This window comes from Chryseobacterium sp. KCF3-3 (assembly GCF_045865955.1).
Classification (GTDB): Bacteria; Bacteroidota; Bacteroidia; order Flavobacteriales; family Weeksellaceae; genus Chryseobacterium.
Window position 1 is genome coordinate 553,288 of sequence record NZ_AP035792.1, and the last position, 22,933, is coordinate 576,220.

Annotated in this window: 22 protein-coding genes; 5 read left to right on the top strand and 17 right to left on the bottom strand. The window is 34.4% G+C overall.

Translation table 11 applies throughout. From position 1 onward, the window contains the following. Positions 1 to 2: 2 nt before the first annotated feature. The 4 genes from lpxA to ACKTTZ_RS02555 all read right to left on the bottom strand — a co-directional run bounded on the left by lpxA (position 3) and on the right by ACKTTZ_RS02555 (position 4,517). Complete coding sequence (lpxA, locus tag ACKTTZ_RS02540; RefSeq protein ID WP_034699162.1) at positions 3 to 797, bottom strand: acyl-ACP--UDP-N-acetylglucosamine O-acyltransferase; 795 nt, start codon at positions 795 to 797, stop codon at positions 3 to 5. Continuing rightward, positions 798 to 2,195, bottom strand: coding sequence for a bifunctional UDP-3-O-[3-hydroxymyristoyl] N-acetylglucosamine deacetylase/3-hydroxyacyl-ACP dehydratase (locus ACKTTZ_RS02545; protein ID WP_034699159.1), 1,398 nt, complete (start codon positions 2,193 to 2,195; stop codon positions 798 to 800). Then, positions 2,188 to 3,219, bottom strand: a complete 1,032-nt coding sequence (gene lpxD, locus ACKTTZ_RS02550; RefSeq protein ID WP_034699157.1) for a UDP-3-O-(3-hydroxymyristoyl)glucosamine N-acyltransferase — start codon at positions 3,217 to 3,219, stop codon at positions 2,188 to 2,190. Before lpxD ends, ACKTTZ_RS02545 begins: the two co-directional genes overlap by 8 nt. Before the next feature lie 71 nt (positions 3,220 to 3,290). Beyond that, positions 3,291 to 4,517 (bottom strand): HD domain-containing protein, encoded by a 1,227-nt coding sequence (locus tag ACKTTZ_RS02555; RefSeq protein WP_407847201.1) that lies wholly within the window; start codon positions 4,515 to 4,517, stop codon positions 3,291 to 3,293. A gap of 294 nt (positions 4,518 to 4,811) precedes the next feature. Here ACKTTZ_RS02555 and ACKTTZ_RS02560 point away from each other — a divergent pair, with 294 nt between their 5' ends. The 5 genes from ACKTTZ_RS02560 (at position 4,812) to ACKTTZ_RS02580 (ending at position 9,728) form a co-directional block, all read left to right on the top strand. After that, complete coding sequence (locus ACKTTZ_RS02560; RefSeq protein ID WP_407847203.1) at positions 4,812 to 6,395, top strand: S41 family peptidase; 1,584 nt, start codon at positions 4,812 to 4,814, stop codon at positions 6,393 to 6,395. Positions 6,396 to 6,527: 132 nt separating this feature from the next. Then, positions 6,528 to 8,072: a bifunctional response regulator/alkaline phosphatase family protein gene (locus tag ACKTTZ_RS02565; RefSeq protein WP_034699150.1), complete on the top strand. Its 1,545-nt coding sequence runs from the start codon at positions 6,528 to 6,530 to the stop codon at positions 8,070 to 8,072. 122 nt (positions 8,073 to 8,194) lie between these two features. Further along, positions 8,195 to 8,572: an MliC family protein gene (locus tag ACKTTZ_RS02570; RefSeq protein ID WP_051934600.1), complete on the top strand. Its 378-nt coding sequence runs from the start codon at positions 8,195 to 8,197 to the stop codon at positions 8,570 to 8,572. A gap of 101 nt (positions 8,573 to 8,673) precedes the next feature. Continuing rightward, positions 8,674 to 8,964, top strand: a complete 291-nt coding sequence (locus tag ACKTTZ_RS02575; RefSeq protein WP_034699147.1) for a YciI family protein — start codon at positions 8,674 to 8,676, stop codon at positions 8,962 to 8,964. Next, positions 8,964 to 9,728, top strand: coding sequence for an exodeoxyribonuclease III (locus ACKTTZ_RS02580; protein WP_034699145.1), 765 nt, complete (start codon positions 8,964 to 8,966; stop codon positions 9,726 to 9,728). The genes ACKTTZ_RS02575 and ACKTTZ_RS02580 overlap by 1 nt, the downstream gene beginning before the upstream one ends. Before the next feature lie 69 nt (positions 9,729 to 9,797). On the opposite strand, the gene ACKTTZ_RS02585 is transcribed toward ACKTTZ_RS02580, so the two are convergent. The 13 genes from ACKTTZ_RS02585 to ACKTTZ_RS02645 all read right to left on the bottom strand — a co-directional run bounded on the left by ACKTTZ_RS02585 (position 9,798) and on the right by ACKTTZ_RS02645 (position 22,900). After that, positions 9,798 to 10,169, bottom strand: a complete 372-nt coding sequence (locus ACKTTZ_RS02585; RefSeq protein WP_034699143.1) for a septal ring lytic transglycosylase RlpA family protein — start codon at positions 10,167 to 10,169, stop codon at positions 9,798 to 9,800. A gap of 567 nt (positions 10,170 to 10,736) precedes the next feature. Next, a complete protein-coding gene (locus ACKTTZ_RS02590) occupies positions 10,737 to 11,456 on the bottom strand; it encodes a hypothetical protein (RefSeq protein WP_034699141.1) in 720 nt (239 codons plus the stop codon). 20 nt (positions 11,457 to 11,476) lie between these two features. Then, positions 11,477 to 12,115, bottom strand: coding sequence for a hypothetical protein (locus ACKTTZ_RS02595; protein WP_156106571.1), 639 nt, complete (start codon positions 12,113 to 12,115; stop codon positions 11,477 to 11,479). A 370-nt stretch (positions 12,116 to 12,485) separates the two neighbouring features. After that, positions 12,486 to 13,787, bottom strand: a complete 1,302-nt coding sequence (gene rimO / locus ACKTTZ_RS02600) for a 30S ribosomal protein S12 methylthiotransferase RimO (protein WP_034699137.1) — start codon at positions 13,785 to 13,787, stop codon at positions 12,486 to 12,488. A 95-nt stretch (positions 13,788 to 13,882) separates the two neighbouring features. Next, complete coding sequence (gene rfbC, locus ACKTTZ_RS02605; protein ID WP_407847207.1) at positions 13,883 to 14,428, bottom strand: dTDP-4-dehydrorhamnose 3,5-epimerase; 546 nt, start codon at positions 14,426 to 14,428, stop codon at positions 13,883 to 13,885. A gap of 14 nt (positions 14,429 to 14,442) precedes the next feature. Next, complete coding sequence (locus ACKTTZ_RS02610; RefSeq protein ID WP_407847209.1) at positions 14,443 to 15,012, bottom strand: sugar transferase; 570 nt, start codon at positions 15,010 to 15,012, stop codon at positions 14,443 to 14,445. 14 nt (positions 15,013 to 15,026) lie between these two features. Next, the gene (locus ACKTTZ_RS02615) at positions 15,027 to 16,163 is read right to left on the bottom strand and encodes an aminotransferase class I/II-fold pyridoxal phosphate-dependent enzyme (RefSeq protein ID WP_407847211.1); all 1,137 of its coding nucleotides are present in this window, start codon (positions 16,161 to 16,163) and stop codon (positions 15,027 to 15,029) included. A 1-nt stretch (position 16,164) separates the two neighbouring features. Next, positions 16,165 to 16,806 carry an acetyltransferase gene (locus ACKTTZ_RS02620; RefSeq protein WP_407847213.1) on the bottom strand — a complete coding sequence of 214 codons (642 nt, stop codon included), beginning with the start codon at positions 16,804 to 16,806 and terminating at the stop codon, positions 16,165 to 16,167. A gap of 3 nt (positions 16,807 to 16,809) precedes the next feature. Then, positions 16,810 to 17,415, bottom strand: a complete 606-nt coding sequence (locus tag ACKTTZ_RS02625) for a sugar transferase (RefSeq protein ID WP_034699125.1) — start codon at positions 17,413 to 17,415, stop codon at positions 16,810 to 16,812. A 42-nt stretch (positions 17,416 to 17,457) separates the two neighbouring features. Further along, positions 17,458 to 18,585: an O-antigen ligase family protein gene (locus ACKTTZ_RS02630; protein ID WP_407847215.1), complete on the bottom strand. Its 1,128-nt coding sequence runs from the start codon at positions 18,583 to 18,585 to the stop codon at positions 17,458 to 17,460. Between the two features lie 91 nt (positions 18,586 to 18,676). Next, the gene (locus ACKTTZ_RS02635; RefSeq protein WP_051934597.1) at positions 18,677 to 19,921 is read right to left on the bottom strand and encodes a glycosyltransferase family 4 protein; all 1,245 of its coding nucleotides are present in this window, start codon (positions 19,919 to 19,921) and stop codon (positions 18,677 to 18,679) included. Next, complete coding sequence (gene asnB / locus ACKTTZ_RS02640; protein ID WP_051934595.1) at positions 19,921 to 21,771, bottom strand: asparagine synthase (glutamine-hydrolyzing); 1,851 nt, start codon at positions 21,769 to 21,771, stop codon at positions 19,921 to 19,923. The genes ACKTTZ_RS02635 and asnB overlap by 1 nt, the downstream gene beginning before the upstream one ends. Position 21,772: 1 nt before the next feature. Further along, positions 21,773 to 22,900 carry a glycosyltransferase gene (locus tag ACKTTZ_RS02645; RefSeq protein ID WP_034699119.1) on the bottom strand — a complete coding sequence of 376 codons (1,128 nt, stop codon included), beginning with the start codon at positions 22,898 to 22,900 and terminating at the stop codon, positions 21,773 to 21,775. Positions 22,901 to 22,933: the final 33 nt, after the last annotated feature.

A 22,933-nucleotide genomic window follows, 5' to 3' on the forward strand; every position in this document is an offset into this window, starting at 1 on the left:
TACTATTCTCTATCCTTTCCTGTTCCGTATCCTTTTACGATACCTCTTGGTGAGTTTTGAATAAACTGTAAGATTTCATCTCTTTCAGCCGTTGGGAGCATTTCTTTTTCAATATGGGAAATAGCCTGAGAAACGTTCATCTTCATTTGGAAGATTGCTCTGTAGATTTTCTGAATTTCAAAGATCTTTTCATTCGTAAATCCTCTTCTTCTTAAACCAACAGAATTAATACCAGCATAAGACATAGGTTCTCTTGCTACTTTTACATAAGGCGGAATATCTTTTCTTACCAAAGTACCTCCGGAAATCATTACATGTTTTCCGATTTTACCAAATTGGTGAACCGCTGATAAACCTCCCATTACAGTATAATCACCAATCTCTACGTGCCCTGCAATACCACAACCGTTTACGATGATAACGTGATCTCCGATAACGCAATCATGTGCAATGTGTGAAGTAGCCATAATAAGACAGTGAGCACCTATTTTAGTATATCCTAAAGCCTTTGTACCTCTGTTTACGGTAACGCACTCTCTGATTGTTGTTTCGTCACCAATAATTACCTGGGTATCTTCACCATCAAATTTCAGATCCTGGGGAATTGCAGAGATTACAGTCCCAGGGAAAATCCTACAGTTCTTCCCTATTCTTGCTCCATCCATAATGGTTACATTAGGACCAATCCATGTTCCTTCTCCGATTTCTACGTCCCCTGCAATGGTAGTGAAAGGTTCTACGATTACATTTTTGCTGATTTTCGCACGTTTATCTACGGCTGCTAATTGATGAATCATTTAATCAACTTTATTTTTTGCAACTTGAGCCATAAGCTCTGCTTCTACTGCTACAGTGTCTCCTACATATCCATATCCCTGCATATGAACAATTCCTCTTCTGATAGGCTCAATTAATTCAATTTTGAATATAAGCGTATCTCCTGGAATTACTTTTCTTTTGAATTTCACCTTATCAATTTTGATGAAATATGTAGAATAGTTTTCAGGATCCGGAACGCTGGCCAATACAAGAATTCCTCCTGTTTGTGCTAATGCTTCTACCTGAAGAACTCCAGGCATTACAGGTTCTTTAGGGAAGTGTCCAACGAAGAAAGGTTCGTTCATTGTTACATTTTTCAACCCTACAACATGAGAGTCTGAAAGTTCAAGAACTTTATCAATTAATAAGAACGGAGGTCTGTGAGGCATAAGCTTCATAATTCCGTTGATATCGAATACCGGTTCTTTTGTTAAGTCAAAATCCGGAACGTTTTTCTTTTTCTGCAATTTCCACTGGCGGTTTAGTTTTTTCGCAAACTGAGTATTCACAAAGTGTCCCGGTTTGTTAGCGATAACTTTACCTTTTATTTTTACACCTGCCAAAGCAAGGTCACCGATTACGTCCAGTAATTTGTGTCTCGCTGCTTCGTTAGGATAGTTTAAATTAAGATTGTCAAGAATACCATTTGGTCTGATAGATACATTATCTTTTCCAAAGGCTTTCTTTAATTTTTCTGTAGTATCAGGAGTAAGATCTTTATCCACATATACAATAGCATTGGAAATATCTCCACCTTTGATCAAACCATGATCTAAAAGCATTTCCAATTCATGCAGGAAGCTGAATGTTCTTGCTGATGAGATTTCGTCTTTAAATTCTGAAATATTTTTAAGAGTAGCATTCTGAGTACCTAATACTTTAGTTCCAAAATCTACCATAGTAGTTACTTCGTAAGTATCTGAAGGAATGATGGTGATTTCCGAACCTGTAGCCGGATCACTGTACGTAAGAACTTCTTTTACCACAAGATATTCTCTTGCAACCGTTTGTTCTGCTACTCCTACACTTTCGATAGCTTCCACAAAATATTTTGAAGATCCATCCAAAATAGGAGGTTCAGAGGCATCCATTTCTAAAATTGCGTTATCAATATCACAACCAACAAGGGCTGCTAAAAGGTGTTCGCAAGTGGTAATTTTTACCCCTAATTTTTCTAATGTAGTTCCTCTTTCAGTTGCTACAACATAATTTACATCAGCTTCTACCTGAGGATGTCCCTCCAAGTCTGTTCTTACAAATACAAAACCTGTATTTTCTTTAGCAGGTTTAATGGTAAGTTTTACTTCTTTACCAGTATGAAGGCCAATTCCAGAAAGAGTTACCTCTTGCTGAAGTGTTTTTTGCATATCACTCATTAGTATTATCTTTTGAGTTATTCTCAAGATTATTTATTCTATTTACTATTCCAGGTAAGTTCCTGAAATGAACATAACTCCTTAAATAGTCATTGTAACTGATTGCTGGTGAACCGTACAATGTTTCTCTGTCATTAACACTGGAATTCACGCCACTCTGAGCCTGAATTTTCACCTGGTTTCCTATTTTGATATGTCCTACGATACCTACCTGGCCACCAATCTGATTCCAGTCACCGATAGTTGTGGAACCTGCAATTCCTGCCTGTGCAGCAATTACGTTGTTCTGACCAATTTTCACGTTGTGGGCAATCTGAATCAGGTTATCAATCTTAGTTCCTTTTCCTATTATTGTAGAACCTATTGTAGCTCTGTCGATACTACAGTTTGAACCAATTTCTACATCGTCTTCAATAATCACATTTCCAAGCTGCGGTATTTTTTTGAAGCCATCAGCTGTTGGCTGGAAACCAAAACCGTCACCTCCAATTACCGTATTGGAATGAATTACACAGTTATCCCCAATAATACAGTAGTCATAAATTCTGGCACCACTGTCTATCTTACAGTTTTTACCAATTTTCACACCTTTTCCTATATATACATGTGGATAGATTTGTGATCCTTCCCCGATCTTAGCTTTCTCGGAAACATATGTAAATGCTCCGATATAGGCTTTATCTCCTATGACAGCGGTGTCATGAATAGACGAACCGTTTTCAACACCTTCTTTTCTTCCCTGCATCTCCTGATATAAATTCATCAGAATCTGAAAAGAAAGATAGGCATCTTTTACAACGATTAAGGTAGGGTTATAATGATTTTTCTCCAGAAGTTGTTCCGAAACGATGATAACAGAGCACTTTGAGCTATCCAAAAAATGAGAAAACCGATCCTGTGCTATAAAAGATAGATGTCCTGATTCCCCATTTTCAATTGGTGAAACTCCCGTAATAAGTGCATTCTCGTCACCTATTATTTTTCCGTCAATAAAACTTGCAATTTGCGAAGCTGTAAATTCCATATTCTGCAAAGATAAGAAATTCTATAATTTGCAAACATGTTTTAGTTTCAGATCGTAAATTTTAATATTCTTTAAGAGTCTAGTCTGGAGATATCTCTTGGAAACATAAGGATATAGCGGGTCGTCTTATTCACGATTAATCCTGATAAAAGCTGATCTTCCGACTCATGCAGCCGTGTTTTTCTCCCATTTTTATGCAGTAAATAAATCGGTTGTTTCTCTGGATGATAAGGCAATAATTTTCTTTTAATTTCATGAACCAATTCATTACCATTATTGATTCCGAAAAGTTCATTGCTCTTTTTTATTTTTTCCTCAATTATTTCCTGGTCAAACGGATGTGATGAAATAATGGTTTTAGGCAAATTTCTCTGAATTACACATTTGCACCAATACGACAAAACAAAATCATCAGAATTCTGCCATTCTTTCATTGCCTGAATCACATCATTGTCATCAAGTCTGGTAAATCGCTCTATATCTTCATCCGTTGCAGCACTTTTTTCACGGTATAAGAAATATTTCAGATTATCCGTTGCAGGAAGTTCTGTTCCCTGGGAAATCAGATACTTTGCTCTTTCAAGGATTTTAACTAAAAGAAACTCTGCCAACGCTGAAGTTTTATGATAGTACACCTGCCAGTACATAAACATTCTGGCCGTCAGGAAATTTTCAATGGAATAAATCCCTTTTGCATCAATCACCAGCTCGCCTTCTTCACAGACATTCATCATAGAGATAATTCTCTGGGTATTAATATTTCCTTCGGAAACTCCTGTAAAAAAACTGTCTCTTTTAAGATAATCCAAACGGTCAACATCCAATTGGGAAGAGATCAATTGATTGAAAAACTTTCTGTGATATTTCCCCTGAAACATCTCAATAGCCATTGAAAGCTGACCTTCAAATTCTTCATTTAGCTTATTCATCAATAATAAAGAAAGGTTTTCATGATGCCAGTCATCCATCAGCATACTTTCCAGCGCATGCGAAAACGGACCATGACCAATATCATGCATCAGAATAGCCAGCATCGCTCCTTTTTCTTCTTCCTCAGAAATTTTCACTCCTTTCTGCTTCAATGTTTCCAAAGCAGTGAACATCAAATGCATTGCTCCGAGAGCATGGTGAAACCTTGTATGGGTAGCACCGGGAAATATCAGATTCAAAAGTCCGGTCTGCCCGATTCTTCTTAATCTCTGAAAATAGGGATGCTCTATGATATCAAATAAAATTTCGTGTGGAATTTTGATAAACCCGTGAACAGGATCGTTGATGATTTTTAGCTTATTCTGCATTGAAACTTCAGTATTAGTAAACAAAGTTAGGCATTTTAAAATTTAGCCTTTTATTAAATTACTATTAAGATATTGGGATAAGACGATGATCTCCCGAATATTTTTCATCAAAAACGTCATCGTATCAACTTCAGAAATTCCTTGGCATCTGCTTATTATCAATTCAAGATTTTTTGAAAACCTTTTGCGCCTGTTATATTAAAGGATTATCTTTGAGAGAAAACACGGCAACCTTTAATGAGACGCTTCTCGCTTTTCCTCTTTTTATTTTTAAGTTTAAACTTTTCCGCACAAATGATCACCGGGACCCAAAAATTGGAATCTCTGTGCAGGGTTTGGGGATTTTTAAAATATTACCATCCTCACGTTGCAAAAGGAAATCTGAACTGGGACAAACAGCTTTTTCAAAAAATCAAGGAGCTTGAAAATATTCATGATAAGGAATCTCTCAATACTCTTTATTCCGAATGGATTGAAAGTCTCGGAGAAGTTCCACTATGTAAAGAATGTTCAGTAAAAGATCAGAAAGTTTATTTTCTCAAAAACTTTGACCTACGCTGGATTGACAATTCGCAAATTTTCTCTGATGATGTATCTCAAAAACTTCGTTATATTGAAAATAACAGGAATATTGGAGACAATCACTATTTTGGAAAGGGAGGAAGAAAAATATATTTCAGGAATGAAAAATCCTATGGTTCTCAATTTAATTCCAAAACAATTAGCTTACTGGAATTATTCAGATACTGGAATTATGTAGAATATTTCTTTCCTTATAAATATGAAACCGATCAGAACTGGAATGATGTCCTTACAGAAATGATTCCCAAATTTCTATTGATTGATAATGATGTAAATCTTCACCTGGCATTAGCAGAACTCGTAGCGAAAACGGATGACTCACACGCCTATATTTCGTCAAAAGAAATTCAGCTTAATTTGTATGGTCAACGAAAAGTTCCGGTAGAATACTCCTATGCCGAAGGAAAATTAGTGATTACAAAAATTAACAACACACGATCCAGACATAAAAGCCCTCTGCAGCCGGGGGATGTCATTTATGATATTGAAGGAAAAACCATCCCGCAAGTGATCAATAATTGGGCAAAATATGTACCCGCTTCCAACTCATGGGGTAAGGTCAGCAAAATAAAAGACAAACTGCTATTCAGCAAGAATGATTCTATTAGTGTAAAGATTGAAAGGGATGGACAAAATCTGGAAATAAAAACCAAGACATACCTTATTAAAGATATTATTCATGAAAAAATTCCGGCTCCTAAAAAGTGGAAATTTATGGATGATGAAAAGAAAATCGGGTATGTCCATATGGGAATTTTAGAAAAGGAAGATCTTGAGGAAATGTACAACAGTTTAAAATCTGCAAAATCCATTATTTTTGATCTCAGGAATTATCCAAGACAAACGATCATTCCCTTAAGTTATCTTCTTCTTCCCAACCCTTCAATCTATTATCAGTTTACTTTTCCCGATACAAGCTATCCCGGAAAATTTTACATCAGAAAAAATGTTACAGGCAGGAAGAATCCTGAATACTATAAAGGAAATGTAATCGTTTTAGTAGATGAGAATACACAAAGCCAGGCAGAAACTACAACCATGATGTTCAAACAGCATCCGAAAGCGAAAATTATAGGAAGTAATACTTCAGGAGCCAACGGAGATGTCATTATGTTTACAATTGCTGATCTTGATACACGGTTTACAGGTCTGGGTGCTTATTACCCTGATGGCAGAGAAACTCAAAGAATCGGAATTATTCCTGACATCTTTATAAAACCAAGTATAGAAGGACTCAAAAACGGAAAAGACGAAGTACTGGAAAAGGCTTTGGAGTATATAAAAACCACGGATTAAATGAAACGAAAATGTGAATTATTTTACAGTATTTTCATTTAACTAATATTTAACTTTTAATCTTTCGATTTTGTGAGATTTTAAAAGGATTTGGTCAACATTTTGATACAATAACCATGTAAAAAATAAATTATGTCAGAAAAGATATTATGGATCGATGATGAAATAGATTTACTTAAACCTCATATCGTATTTTTAGAAAAGAAGGGTTACCAGGTAACTCCTGTCAATAATGTGAATGAGGCTTTGGAACTTATGGATTCAGAGAAATTTGCTTTAACGCTAATTGATGAAAATATGCCGGGTATTTCCGGATTGGAAGCCATTCCTATGATTAAGGAAAAAGATAATGCCTTAAAAATCGTAATGGTGACCAAAAGCGAAGAAGAACACATTATGGAAGAGGCTATCGGTTCCCAGATTGCCGATTATATATTAAAGCCTGTAAACCCTAATCAGATATTACTTTCCTTAAAGAAAAACCTTCAGCAGGATAATCTTGTTGAACAAAAAACAATTCTACAATACCAGCAGGAATTCAGAAACCTTTCCATGGAACTTTCTTATTTGAGAACTTACCAGGAATGGGCTGAATATTATAAAAAGATCCTTAGCTGGGAAATCAAATTTGATAAAGTAGCAGACAATGAGTTTGCCGATCTTCTGCAGTCTCAGAAAGAGGAAGCTAACATTCAGTTTGCTAAGTTTATTGAGAAAAATTATGCTGACTGGCTTATTGATACAGACAAGCCTCTAATGAGCCACACACTTTTCAAGGAAAAAGTAAAGCCGGAAGTAGAAAAAGAAAAAGTTCTTTTACTGATGGTGGACAATCTTCGTTACGATCAGTGGAAAGTGATTGAACCTTTATTCACAAAATATTACAATAAAGTTTCAGAAGATTATTACTACAGTATTCTTCCTACGGCAACACAGTATGCAAGAAACTCTTTCTTTGCAGGATTAATGCCGTCTGAGATTGAGAAACGTTTCCCTGATAAATGGTTCAATGATAATGAAGAAGGAAACAAAAATGAATTTGAGCGTGATTTCCTTGAAGACCAGATGAAGAGAATTGGTCTCGGATCAAAATCTATGAAGTACCTTAAAGTACTGAACGCTGACTTTGAAAGAAAGATCTATGATGATTTCAATCAACATAAAAACAATGATCTACTTGTAATTGTCTATAACTTTATTGATATCCTGTCACACGCGAAAACAGACAACCATATTGTAGATCAGCTGATCCGCGATGATAAGACTTTCCGTTCCCTTACTTTCAACTGGTTTGAAAATTCTTCCTTACTGAAGATTATTAAATCGGCTGCAGAAAACGGGTATAAGCTGGTTATCACTACAGATCACGGAACGGTATACGTGAAAAAACCAAGTAAAGTGGTAGGAGACAGAGAAACTTCTACGAATATCAGATATAAAACAGGTAAAAGCTTAACGTATGATGACAGTGATGTATGGGCCATTACCAACCCGGAAAAACTTTTCCTTCCAAAAGGAAACCTAAGCTCGAAATATATTTTTGCTAAAAACAATATATTCCTGGCTTATCCTAAAAATTACAATCATTTTGTTAATTACTATAAAGAAACTTACCAGCATGGAGGAATTTCACTTGAAGAGTGTATTATTCCTATCAGCGTATTAGAACCCAAGTAGTTTTTTTCATAGTTTATTTAATTTTGGGTTAAAAGGCGGAAAAAATCGAATGATTTTTTCCGCCTCTTTTTTAAGGCATCTATTTTGCATACTAGTAGACAACCTTAAATAAATATAATTTTATGAAAAAGCACATTTTTATTGCAGCAGCATTTGCAGCCTTATTTTTAACTTCATGTAATAAAGAAAAGAAAGTAACAGATTCTGCTTCTACTCCTGCAGACAGTGTTGCTTCTAAGCCGTCTGATTCAGCAGCTGTATCAGGAACTCAGGATGAAATTGTAAAAAGCACTTCGAAAGACAGCAGTGGAAAAACGCTGGATATGACTTTCAATAATACCAAAAATACAGCAACAGTAGTTTTCAATAATGAAACAATTGAACTTCAGGGGCAAAAACCTGCATCAGGAATATGGTATAAGAATGATCATTATGAGCTGAGAGGTAAAGGAGAGGAAATAGAATTGACAAAAGACGGTAAAACAGTTTTCAAAAAATAAGATCCCTTACTAAAAATATAAAAAGTCGGCTTTGAAATTCAAAACCGGCTTTTTTATTTTTGCCTCTTTCTTATAGTTCATATCTTCGTAAAAAATAAATCATGTTTATTATTTCGCTTACCTATAAGAGTTCTATTGAAAGTATAGAAAAACTTATTCCCCGGCATAATATTTTCCTCAACAAACATTATGACTCCGGGCATTTCATTGCCTCAGGAAGAAAAGAACCAAGAACGGGAGGGATCATTATTGCTAAAGCAGCCTCTAAAAAAGAGCTTGAGCAGATCATCACTGAAGATCCTTTTTATATTCACGAGGTTGCGGATTATGCTATCACCGAATTTATCCCATCCAAATACAACGAAAACTTTAAAATTTTTATAGAAGACTAATGAGATTAATTACATACAATGTCAATGGAATCAGAGCGGCTTTCACGAAAGATTTTCTGGGCTGGCTGAAAACTGCCGATCCGGATACCATCTGCATTCAGGAGAGCAAGGCGGGAAACGATCAGATAGATATCGAAAGCCTTGAGAAATTAGGATATCACAGTTATTGGCATTCTGCAGTAAGAAAAGGCTATAGCGGGGTCGGAATTGCCTCAAAAATAAAACCCAATCATGTAGAGTATGGTTGTGGTATCGAAAGCTATGATAATGAAGGAAGAATCATCCGTGCTGATTTTGATGGATATTCTGTGATTTCAGTGTACGTCCCTTCTGCCTCTAATATCGAAAGACTCGATTTTAAAATGCAGTTTTGCCATGACTTTCTTGAGTACATCAAGAATTTGAAAAAAGAAATTCCCAACCTTATTATATCCGGCGACTTCAATATCTGCCATGAAGCTATTGATATTCACAATCCTGTTGGTCTAAAGAATGTCTCAGGGTTTCTTCCTATGGAAAGGGAATGGATGACCAGTTTCATCAATGACTGTGAACTGATTGACAGTTTCAGATTCTTTAATAATGAACCGGATAATTATACGTGGTGGAGCTACCGACAAAATTCAAGGGAAAGAAATAAAGGTTGGAGGTTAGATTATAACTTTACTTCCTATAGTTTAAAAGATAAGCTCACAAGGGCTGTTATTTTAAAGGAAGCGGTGCATTCTGACCATTGTCCTGCTTTATTGGAATTAGATGTATAATCAACGTTATATTCATCCATACAAAAAGCCAGCTGAATCAGCTGGCTTTTTTTAATTTAAATCATAAAATTAATCGACAATTTCATATTCGACCGGAATGGTACCATGACTGATATCTCCGATCTCATCGAACGCAGCTTTAGACATGTCTAAAGATCTTGATGAATGGTAAGGCCCTCTGTCATTAATTCTCACTATTACCTCTTTACCATTTTTAAGGTTTGTTACCTTAACATTTGTTCCAAATGGAAGCGTTCTGTTTGCTGCAGTAAACTTTGAGTTATCAAAGATTTCTCCGCTAGCAGTTTTTCTACCGTTAAATTTATCGTGGTAGTACGATGCATAACTTGTTTTTTTCGCATCTAAGGCATTACTTGTAAAAGAGTAAACACCTAAGGTTGAAATCATCATTATGATTACGAGAATGAATCTTTTCATCATTTTGAACTTTTATTGGTTTTGACGGAGCAAATGTATCAGGAATCTTTATAAAACCCTATTCAATATGTTAAAAATAGTTAATAAAATATTAACAAAATGTTAAACAAAGCTGTAACCTCCTATGGATAGGGCTTTTACACCACACTGTTAAAAAGTGTTAAAAAAACACTTAAAAAGTTAACATAATTAACTAATTTATACATAATTTAAAAACTTAAAAAACAAAACAAACTGATAATCAATAATTTAAAAAATACATATTGTTAAGATTTTAATCAAAAAAAATAATTCCAAAATTAAAATTCTTAAATCCAAGACGTGAAGAAAATGACCACCAGAATATGTTGAGCCTTATAATATCAAATTTCAGAACCAGATTTTAACATCTAAATACAGTGTTAAAATTTGCAGCTTATTATCTTATTTAATAAAATGTCTTCATCAGGTACTAAATATAGAGCCAAGATTATGATTATTAACGGCGAAAAAATGAAAGAACGTCTATCCTTAAATGTAAAAAACCAATGAAAATATCATTGGTTTTTACTTTATATAAATAAATATTTATTATTTTAAATATTCTAAAACATAATCATACGTTCCGTTTGGATATACCACAGACATACTTGGAGATCCTGTAACAGCAGCTCCTGTAGATGTATCATATGAATATAATTCTCTGGAATATACTGTATTAGTACCCGCTTTATAAATAGTAATTCCGTACATAGCAGTAATTCCGGCAGGAGCAGGAATTGTTACTGCAGTAGTAGTACCGTTTGCAGCAAAAGTTCCTTTTATACCATAAATTTGTGCGCTATTTACTTGTCTGTTTGTAACAGTTTCAGTAGTAAGAATGTTTTCTTTAGTACTAGCATTAAACGGTAACCACTGACCTGTAGAAGTTGCATATGCATTAGCAGAACCTCCTGTCGGGTTAGAGAAATAATAGAAACCTGGTGTAACAGATTGTCCTCCGATACCTGATCCAGTTGCTGGAGTAGTACCTGTTTTAGAGTTGTAAACAACCATACCATCGTATGCAGTCGGGAAGTTAAAGTTACTTGTAGTACCCGTAACAAAAGTAAAAACAGTTAAATCTGTTCTAGGGAACGCCAGACCTTTACCATTATTAGCCCCATTTGAGAATCCATTAGCAGAAGCATCTATAAATGCAGATTGTCCTGTAATGTTTGTACTAATAGCATTATTCGCTCTTAATTGTGCAAATGCTACGTTAGCTGATGCTGTTAGAGCTAAAACTATTGATGTTAAATATAATTTCATAATTGAATGTGTTTTTAAGATTAAAAGCTGCTATAGCTATACCAAACTGCGCCATCACAAATGTAGCTTAATGATCCACCAGGTCCTGTAGGAGAAAGTGTTGCCTGATTACTGATAGTACCTGCAGTACCTGTAATACTGAACCCTGAGGTTGTATTATCAATGAATGTAATCGTTTTACCATTTGTCTTGGTTAAAGCATCCAGATTGAAAACCGTACCTGAAGTACTTACAATAACACCGTTATTTAAGTCAGCATCAGAGATGGTACCTGCTGTTTGTGCTCTTACAGTCATTCCTGTTGCTACAGCTCCTCCACCTAGAGGTTTCCATTCAGGAACTACAGAATCAAAGTAGTAAAATCCAGGTCCTGTAATCTTAGCTTTTCTAGCTCCAGTTCCTGTACCTGCAGTAATATAAACAACAGCTCCATTTTGAGGTGTACCATAAGTACCGGAAGTGTCATCTTTTGCAGATAGTTGCGCTGCCGTCATACGAGGGACTAATAAGGCATCTGGTCTTGCATTGTCTGTAGTATTTGCTACTACGTCTAATGTTGCGGCAGGTGTGGTTGTGTTAATCCCCACTCGCCCTTGTTGAGCCTTAGAAACGGCCGAAAGGCCAACAAGCATAATTGCTGTTAATAAAAATTTTTTCATAAGTTTTTAAAGATTTTTAATTACATTTTTTTCATCAATATTTCCAAAAAAGAATACACATCCCAACTTGTGAACATTGCTTTAAGACTAAAATAATTAAATACTGATTTCAATTGACTTTTAGTCTTTTTTTAATGATTAACTTGCTGAAAGCACATGATTTAAAAATATTGCTTCTTGCGCAAATTTAAGACATAATTTTCGATTTTAAATACATTATAAAAGAAAATTAAAGAATCTTAATTACACAAAATATTAACAAATTGATTATCAATTAAATAAAAACCGGTTACCGAGAAAATTCTATGTTAATTTTAGTTAATAATTCGGTTTCAAAAACATCATTTTTAACTGATTAACAAGCGTTTAACTAGACTAATTCTCCGTATAAGTCAAATTCTTCAGCAGAGGTAATTTTAACATCTGCAAATTCTCCTATTGAAATATAAGTATCTTCTGCAGAAACCAGAACTGTATTATCTACATCTGGTGAGTCATATTCCGTTCTTCCGATGAAATAATTTCCTTCTTTACGGTCAAAAACACATCTGAATACTTTACCTATTTTTTCCTGATTTTTTTCCCATGAAATCTGAGACTGCAATTCCATAATTTCCTCTACTCTTGCCTCTTTTACTTCCTGTGGAATATTATCTTCTAAAACATGGGCAGTCGTATTCTCTTCGTGAGAATAAGTAAAGCAACCTAATCTATCAAATTTCTGTTCTCTCACCCAGTCTTTAAGTTCCTGAAATATCTCTTCCGTTTCTCCAGGATATCCAACGATAAGTGTTGTTCTGATCGCCATATCTGGAACTTTCTCTCTGAATTTTCCTAAAAGAGCATCCGTTTTCTCATGGGTAGTTCCTCTCTTCATAGATTTCAGTAAATCTGAATTGATGTGCTGAAGAGGAATATCTATATAGTTACATACTTTAGGTTCTTCACGGATAATGTCAAGAACATCTTCAGGGAATCCGCTTGGGAAAGCATAGTGAAGACGAATCCATTCTACGCCTTCTACTTTTACCAATTCTTTTAAAAGATCACCCAATGCTCTTTTTTTATAAAGGTCCAATCCATAGTAAGTAAGATCCTGAGCAATAAGAATTAATTCTTTTGTTCCTTTTTTGGCCAGTTTCTGAGCTTCTAAAACCAGTTTCTCGATTGGAGTTGAAATATGTCCTCCTCTCATCAATGGGATTGCACAGAAAGAACATGGTCTGTCACAGCCTTCAGAAATTTTAAGGTATGCGTAATGTTTTGGAGTTGTTGTTAATCTTTCTCCTACCAGTTCATGTTTATAATCTGCTCCAAGATGCTTTAAAAGTATCGGAAGGTCTCTTGTTCCGAAATATTGGTCTACGTCCGGAATTTCTTTTATCAAATCCGGTTTATATCTTTCAGATAAACATCCTGTAACGAATACTTTCTCGACCTCACCTCTGTTTTTAGCATCAACATAATCAAGGATGGTATTGATAGACTCTTCTTTAGCATTATCAATAAATCCGCAGGTATTGATGACCACAATGTCCCCACGGTCTTCGTGAACCACTTCTTTGCCATTGGCTTTCAGCTGGCTCATTAATACTTCAGAATCATATACATTCTTGGAACATCCAAGAGTGACTACATTGATTTTCTTCTTCCCTACAGATTTTGTACGCATCGTTTTGATTTTGAGTCTGCAAAGATACAAAATATTGGAGAGTTAGGATTAAAAAATAAAAACCACTTTATAAAAGTGGTTTTCAGGGATATACTTTAAAAGTTTTTTTCTTTAAATCCGGGAGCATTCTGATCTTTATCTGAAAGTATGGCATCTTTTTCATCTACCTTCCAATCGATATCAATATCGGGATCATTGAATTTCACACTGCCTTCTGATTCTTTGTTATAAAAATTATCACATTTATAAGAAAATACAGCATGGGTACTCAATACAGAAAAACCATGTCCGAAACCTCTCGGTACATAAAGCTGTAATTTATTTTCAGCAGTAAGTTCTATTCCGAACCATTTTCCGAATGTAGGAGAATCCTCTCTAAGGTCTACAGCCACATCCCAAACGCTTCCTTCAAGGCATGATACCAATTTTGCCTGGGCATGTTCTCCTTTCTGAAGATGGAGTCCTCTTAAAACTCCATAGGAGGATTTGGAAATATTATCCTGCACAAAGTGCCCGTTCATTCCGGTAAGTTCCTCGAATTTTTTTTCGTTGAACTTTTCAAAGAAGTAGCCTCTTTCGTCTTCAAAAATAGTAGGCTCTATGATATAGCAGTCTTTAAGCGGGGTTTCTTTAATTTTCATAATAGTTAAAAACTCTATTTCAATGTGGTTATTAATGTTTTAAACAAGATTTTCATATCGTTTCTGAAAGACATATTTTCAAAATAGTCCAGATTCATTTTTACTTTGTTCGGAAATAATACTTCATCATTATAAGCTAAAGGATCTTCCTGGTTTTTCAGAAGATATTCTTCATCTCTGTATTTAATACTTGCTTCACAGGTAAGCCCGGGCTTGAGTTCCAAAACTTTTCTGTCTGCTCCGGTAAGCTTATCATAATAGCCTTCAATATCAGGTCTGGGACCTACAAAACTCATCTCACCTTTTAAAATATTAAACAATTGTGGAAATTCATCCAGCTTAAATTTTCTGAGAATCTGCCCTGTTTTTGAACACGTTCTCTTCTGTTCATGAATTGTTTTAATCTTAAAAATGGTAAATGGTTTTCCATATTGCCCTATTCGGGTCTGAAAAAAAATTCCATTGGAAGATGTATCCAAACTTGCAATTACAAATAAAATAATCAGTACCGGCATAAGAAATAGAATCAATATTGCCGCTAAGACAAAATCAAAAATCGTTTTCCAATATTTATACTGATTCATTCAATTCAATGGTATTAAATTCCAAAGTAAGCATGCACTACTTTCGTTATTCTCTCTCTGTCATCATCTGACAGATTAGAACCTGAAGGAAGACATAATCCGTTATCAAAAAGTTTTTCAGAAACATTCCCACCATAGTAAGGAGAAGTTTCAAAAACCGGCTGTAAATGCATTGGTTTCCAAAGTGGTCTTGATTCTATATTATCTTCTAAGAACGCAAGTCTTAAACTTTCTCTGTCTTTACCTGTAATTTCAGGATCAATGATTATCGCAGATAACCATTGATTTGAATAAAAATCATTTCCAGATTCTGAAAATACAGTTACACCTTCAATATTTTTAAAAAGATCAACATAGAAGCTGTGCATGGCTCTACGGGCAGCAACTCTGTCCTTAAGAACTTCCATCTGTCCTCGTCCTATTCCTGCTACAATATTACTCATTCTATAGTTGAAGCCAATCTGCGAATGCTGATAATGAGGAGCATTATCTCTGGCCTGTGTAGAAAGGAAAACGGTTTTATCTTTATCTTCCTGAGTATGACAAACCATAGCTCCTCCTCCGGAAGTGGTAATAATTTTATTTCCATTAAAACTTAAAATCCCAAAACGTCCGAATGTTCCGCATGCCTGTCCTTTATAAGTTGAACCAAGTGCTTCTGCTGCGTCTTCAATCACAGGAATCTGGAATTCCTGAGCAATAGCCATAATTTCGTCCATTTTTGCAGGCATACCGTAAAGGTGAACTACAATGATTGCTTTAGGCTTTGTTCCTTTCTGGATCCTGTCTTCAATAGCTTCTCTTAATGCTTTGGGGCACATATTCCATGTAACTGGTTCGCTATCCACAAAAACGGGAATTGCTCCACAATATGCAATTGGGTTAGCTGAAGCAGAGAAAGTCATTGATTGGCAGATTACCTCATCACCATGTACAATTCCACATTCAATAAGAGCAAGGTGTAATGCTGCAGTACCTGCAGAAAGTGCAGCCACTTTTGCATTTCCGCCTAAAAACTGCTCCAGATCACTTTCAAATCCGTTAACATTAGGTCCCAATGGGGCTACCCAGTTTTCTTCAAATGCTTCGTTGATATATTTTTGTTCATTCCCTCCCATATGTGGTGAGGACAACCAGATTTTAGTATTCATATTAATCGTGAAATTTTATAGGTTTAGCTGGAATTCCTACTGCTGTGCAGTTGGCAGGAAGACTTTTATAAACTACTGCTCCTGCTCCGACAATAGTATTTTCACCAATCTCAAGAAGATTTATAATTTTTGCCCCTGTCCCTACATATACCGCTTCATTGATTACAACTTCTCCAGAGATATTAACTGTTGGCATGAATGAGCTGTAATCCTTTATTATTGTATCATGTCCTACGGTACAGGAAAGGTTAAGGATTACAAAATTTTCAATGACGATATTTACCGTAATAATAACGCCTGCACAAATAATATTTCCATTTCCAATTTTGGTATCATCTTGCCCAATAATTACTGATGGGTGAATTAAAGTTGGAAATTCAATATTCACATTATGGATACCTTGTATAATTTTTTTCTTTGTTTTAGGATCTCCAATTGCGACCGCAATACATAAAGGCTCCTTTACTTCATTTATTTTTTCAATCTTTCCTAAGTATGGGACTCCATTAATATCATGATCATAATGTTTATCATCATAAAAACCTTGAATTTCAAATTGTTCATTTTTTTGGTTGATATGATCGATCAGCATTTTCACCTCACGTCCGAATCCTCCTGCTCCAATAATTGCTATTTTTTTCATATTTTAAATATTTCCTTTAAAAGGTTCCATTGTTGCTTGCCCTTCTTGAGAAATTCCTTCTCTAATAAATACTTTTTTTGCTGTTAGAAAGAAAACTTTCACATCTAAGATAAATGATAAATTATCAACGTACCAAACATCATAATCAAATTTTTGGTTCCATGATATGGCATTTCTTCCATTTACCTGAGCCCATCCTGTAATTCCGGGTCTCACTTCATGTCTTCGTGCCTGGTGCTCGTTATAAAGCGGCAGATATTGTACAAGAAGAGGTCTGGGACCAATAAGAGACATATCTCCTTTCAAAACATTGATCAACTGTGGAATTTCATCCAAGGATGTTTTACGAACGAATGAGCCTATAGCTGTTAGTCTTTCTGCATCTGATAAAAGGTTTCCATTGGAATCCTTTTTATCATTCATTGTTTTAAACTTTATAATTTTAAATACTTTCCCATTTTTCCCAGGTCTTAACTGGAAGAAAAAGGGTTTTCCATCATTAGCCAGGAATAATCCTATCATCACAACAAGGAAAATCGGAAGCAATAAGGTAATTCCCATCAGAGAAAATACAAAGTCAAAAATCCTCTTTAAATAATTTTTATACATTCTTAAAAGTTAGATCTGTTCGTCATAATACATGGTGAGCTTTTACTCAATTCTTTTGTTTTTTGCGCTATAACTAATACCAATAATTATTGAACTAAAGTACAAAAATTCCGGTATACTAAAAAGATTACAAGATGTCTGTACGAGCGTAAAATATTGCAAAAATAAAGCAAAAATAACTTTATAGTATATATTACTTTTATTTATGTTCCAGAAAATAGAGGCATTTTGAAATACTGGCAAAAACTTTAGAAAATAAATAATGAACCCTAGAATACCGGTTGCCATTAAAAGTTCTAAAAAGATGTTATGCGGGTGAACTCCATCTTCAAATAAAATTCTTCCTCCTAAGACAGGATTTGAATTAAAAATTTCAAGAGCTCCTCTATATAATGGTTCTCTGCTCGAGGTATCTCCCAGGGCAAGCCATTTATACATTCTGTTAAAGCTTGTTATGAATCCGTCACCATATTGTTCATGGAGAAAAATAAGACCTATCAATAACAAAATTAATGTAATGGCATATAACAGATATTTTTTATTTCCCTTTAAAAGAACCATGTAAAAAGAGCATACAGCAATAGCCATTAAAGGACTTCTGGCCATAGATTGTATTACATTAAAAAGTCCTAAAAAAAGACAGAAGAATAAAAAATATGATTTATAATCTTTTTTACAAAATAAAAGCAAAAATAAAGAGATGATAAACAATGAGGCTCCTATATGACCATACATAATGTAGTATGTACTAAATATATGATCTAAGTTGATATAACCATATATATAATTAACAACAAGAAGACCACATAAAATAAAGAGACAGTACTTTGTAATACTTTTGAAATCTACTTTATTGTAATTAATACATAATAACGCTGCACTAGGAAGGAGATTCATAAATAAAATTCTGAAGATATCCTCATTCTCTAATACTATTACATCCTTGTTAAACGAATAATTATTAAACGAATAGATAAGCTTGATAATATAGAAAATCCAAAATCCAACAAGGCTTATCAATGAAATATTTTTAAAACTAATATTCCTTCTTTCTCTATAAATTATGAATACAGAAAATACAATAATAAAAATCCGATAAGGGATAGAAAAGTTCCTTGGATCCATTTCCAAAGGCTTTGCAAAAGAAATAGCAATGGTATTTCCTACCATAACGGATAACAGGAATAGTTTATAAATGAAATTATTGTTAATAGTAATTTTCAAGATAAATCCTAATATTTATATTTCAACTTTTGCAAAATTATTTCTTTTGCTTTACAGAATGAAATACAATTGCATCCATATATTTTTTTCCTAACACCGGATACGTTCTGTTTTCAAAAATCCATTTTCTTCCTTTATCACCTATCTCAACCCTTTCTTCCTGGCTCATATTGGCATAATATAAGATGGCATCTTTAATATCCTCTGCAGAAGTACTGTTGATAAACTTACCACAATCAGCTTCATTAATCATTGAAGGATATCCGGTATACGAAGCAATAATAGGTTTCGCAGCCAGCATATATTCTACCACTTTATTCATCGATTGTCCGTAATCCCATACTTTTGAATCTTTAGTAGACAAGTACAGAATATCGCAGGCATCAAGAAAATATTTAACTTCACTTTGCTGAATTCTTTGTAAAAATGTCACATTGGAACAATTTTTTAGTTGTTCTTCGTAAGACTCTCTGAGATCACCACTTCCAACAAGTAAAAAATGGATATTACTGTTCTCCTTCATCCTTTGTATTGTTTCAATAAAAGGTTCCAATGCATTGGTAACCCCCATACTGCCTGCATAACCAATAATGACTTTGCCTGATGATACTATCCCTGAAAACGGATTTGTATCTTTTAAAAAGTCTTCAGAATAGTTTTCTGGATCAAATCCTAATGGTGAACAATGAAAAGGTCTTTTATATCCCAGTAATTGTTCTACATGTAGATCTAATCTTGGCATTGTTCCTGCTACCAGATCCGCTTTTTTATACCCAAATTTTTCTATAAACCCTATCAGTAAGACAAGTGGATGCCATTTGGAAAAACCGGCTTCTTCTGTCATAGTTAAAGGCCATATATCCCGGATTTCAAAGACTAAAAAACTACCAAATTTCTTTTTCAGATAATAACCATAGATAATGGTAAAAATCGAAAGTGACGAAACAATAACTACATCAGGTTTTGTCATGTTGGAAAGTTTCATTGAGAAAAGCTTTCTTTCAAAATCAAACCAGGACAATATTCTGTCTATTGATGCAGTTTTGGTATATTTTTTTGTTTTAATCCATCTTATGTCTACCCCATCATGTTCTTCATCATTATAAATCTTGTCAGTTTCGGGACAATTGGTAAAATGATTAGCATCTGATGTTATTAATAATGCTTCATTACCCAATTTTTTAAACTCCCTTGCCAGATAGAATAAGCGTGACGGGGCTTTTGCATATTGAGGAGGTGAGGCATATTTGGAAATCAGCCAGGTGTTTTTATTCGTTTTCATCACTGAAGTGTTGGTTTTTTAATAGGATCTATCAGGAAATCAAGCATGATTGCTTCATTCAAAATATTGCTGTTATTAAGATTCTTGATTGTAAGGGCATCTTCAAGTCTACTGATATCAGAGACAAAATCTTTTACTTTATTTTTATTTTCTAAAATATTTGATTGTATTCTTTCTCCCACACCATCATTTACCCAATTCTGGGTAACGTCAAAACCTCTTTTTAAACGGTTTTTAAGAATATAGCCTGGTACGTCTTTTTTCATCATTTCACGCAGTATCCATTTTCCATATCCGTGTTTAATCTTAAGCAGATCCGGCAATGCCAGAGCAAACTCTACCAATCTATAATCCATAAAAGGGAGTCTGCTTTCAATAGAAAAATACATTGAATTTCTGTCTTCATATCTTAACAGTGAGGGAATACTGTATTTCTGAATATCTGAAATCTGTCTGTTTGACAAAGATGTATTTTCAAAGAGATTTAAGGAAATATTTGGCAGGCAATCAAGGAATGAAGTATCTTTTCCTGTTGTTTTCAGATACCTGTTTTTCTCATTCCAATATGTTTTTATTTGCTTGGTTTCGAATATCAGCATAAGTGCTAAGGAATGAAAATATTGCAACCCCGGAAGGATTTCCTTTTTTTCTATTGCCTTTTTCAGTGCTACTAAAAAAAATTTCCTGTATCCTGCAAAAATTTCATCTCCACCCTGGCCTCCCAGTAAAACTTTAATATTTCTTTCTTTTACCTGTTTATAGACTTCATGTTGTGCAATAATACTTAATCCAAGAAATGGAGATTCCTGTGCCTCCATGGTTTGATCATAAATATTACCCATCTCATCTGGGGTGTAAGAATGGTGAATATACTCAACATTAATATTTTTATCCTTTGCAAATTTATTAATAATGGGTCCCTCTGATTTCGGATGATCCGGAGCTCCATAGCTGAAGGCCATCAGGTGATCTACTTCTTTCGCTGTAATTGCTGCTATAGACGATGAGTCTACCCCACCACTTAAAGAAATTGCCAGAGGAACATCACTTCTCAGACGTATCTTGGTTGAACTTTCCAACAGAGCTTTCCCTTGGGAAATTAGTTCATCTGAGCTTAAAGATTCAAGTTCTTTTCTTTTTTTTGCCACCTGCTCTTCCAGGGAATACCATGACTTTATTTCTATTTTCAGTTCTCCATCCAACGTACATTTCATCAATGATCCTGGCAATAGATATTTTACATTTTTGAAAGGAGTTCTGTCTTCATATCCTTCAAAAAAACCGAACCTTATTCCACTGGAACAATATTCCAGATCTATCTCCTGATTTATTTGTTTTGCAACAGAGGCTATGGAAGAGGAAAACAATAGCTGACCATCAAAAAAAGTATATATTAATGGTTTAACTCCAAATCTGTCTCTTACCAGATAGAACTCTCCTTTAATTTTATCAAATAAACCAAAAACAAACATCCCGTTTAGTCTATCCAAACAGCCTTCACCCCAGCATTCCCATGCTCTTAAAAGAACTTCAGTATCTCCTGTTGTTCTGAATGTAAAACCATTTGATATTAATTCTTCACGGATTTCCTGATAGTTATATATTTCACCATTAAAAGTAATAGTATATCTATCATCATGAGAAATCATAGGTTGGTTAGAAGCTCCTGAAAGATCAATAATTGCTAACCTGGAGTGAGCTAAAGTTACTGACCATCCTTCATATTCTGTTTTTTCAACTCCATAGTAATCCGGTCCTCTTCTTCGTATATAATTATGTAAATCACTTCCTTCTTCAAAATTGAGGTTTTGTGATCTTTTAAACTCTATTGCTCCTGTTATTCCGCACATATTAGTTTGATAAAACTTTTTGATAAAACGTTAATAATTTTTCAGACTGGCTTTCCCATGAAAAATTTTCATAGACTAGCTTTTGTCCCAGTTCGCCCATTTGTTTAGCTCTTTCTTTGTTAAGAATGAAATAATCGATAGCATCGGCTATTGCCTGAGGCTTTTGAGGGTTTACGAAAATACAACAATCACTCCCTTTCAATAAACTTCTCCAGTAAGGAAAGTCTGAGGCAATAAACGGAATTCCCGCAACCATATATTCAAACATTTTTATGGGCAAACTCACTAAAAATGTTGGAATGGGATGCAAAGTAACCACACCTACTAACGAACGATTATAAATATTATCTACTTCTTCAGAATTTACATATCCAAAGTCATTAACCAGGTGATAGTCTCTATGTTCCTTTATCTCTTTTTCCAGAGCAGGAGAAGAGTACATTCCTGCCAGATTCAGTTTGGCCTTTGATTTTGTAAGCTCCAATGAATTCATCAAATCTTTGATTCCTCTTGTATCATCAATGGATCCCACATAACAAACTTCATTCTTTTTTTCATCCCAGGAAATGCTCTCCTGTTTCTTATCAGATAAGATGGGATAGTTATTGATATTTTCAGTTTGTTTGACAAATTTTTTAAAATAACTTTCAATATGAGGTGTGGCACCAACTACTCCGTCTATTTTTTTACAGATATAACGTTCGAAATTCTCATATAATAGAGAAATTATATTTGAAAAAGGGGATTTTAGATAAGGTGAAACTAAAATTGTGTTTACTGTATCTTCGTGAGAATCAAAGATTACCTTTTTATTTAGTTTTTTAAGTTTGTTTGCTACTAAAAGAAGTTCGGGATCATGAAGATGAAATACATCTGCATTAAGTTCCTTAGCTTTATTAAAAATTTTGTATGTAGTTTTCGTAATTCTTTTTAATCTACCATCAGGTGCACCTATATCTATAATTTCCACATTATCTATCACCTCATTACCTTTACCATCAGCAACTACCAATGATACCTTAATATCATTGGATGCCAGACTTTTGCACATCTTATGAAATATTCTGGAATCATTTCTCGGATGAACACTTGTCAGATGGCATATGTGAAATTCGTATTTTTTATTCATTAATTGGATTTTGGAAAATTTTCAGGTTTCCTA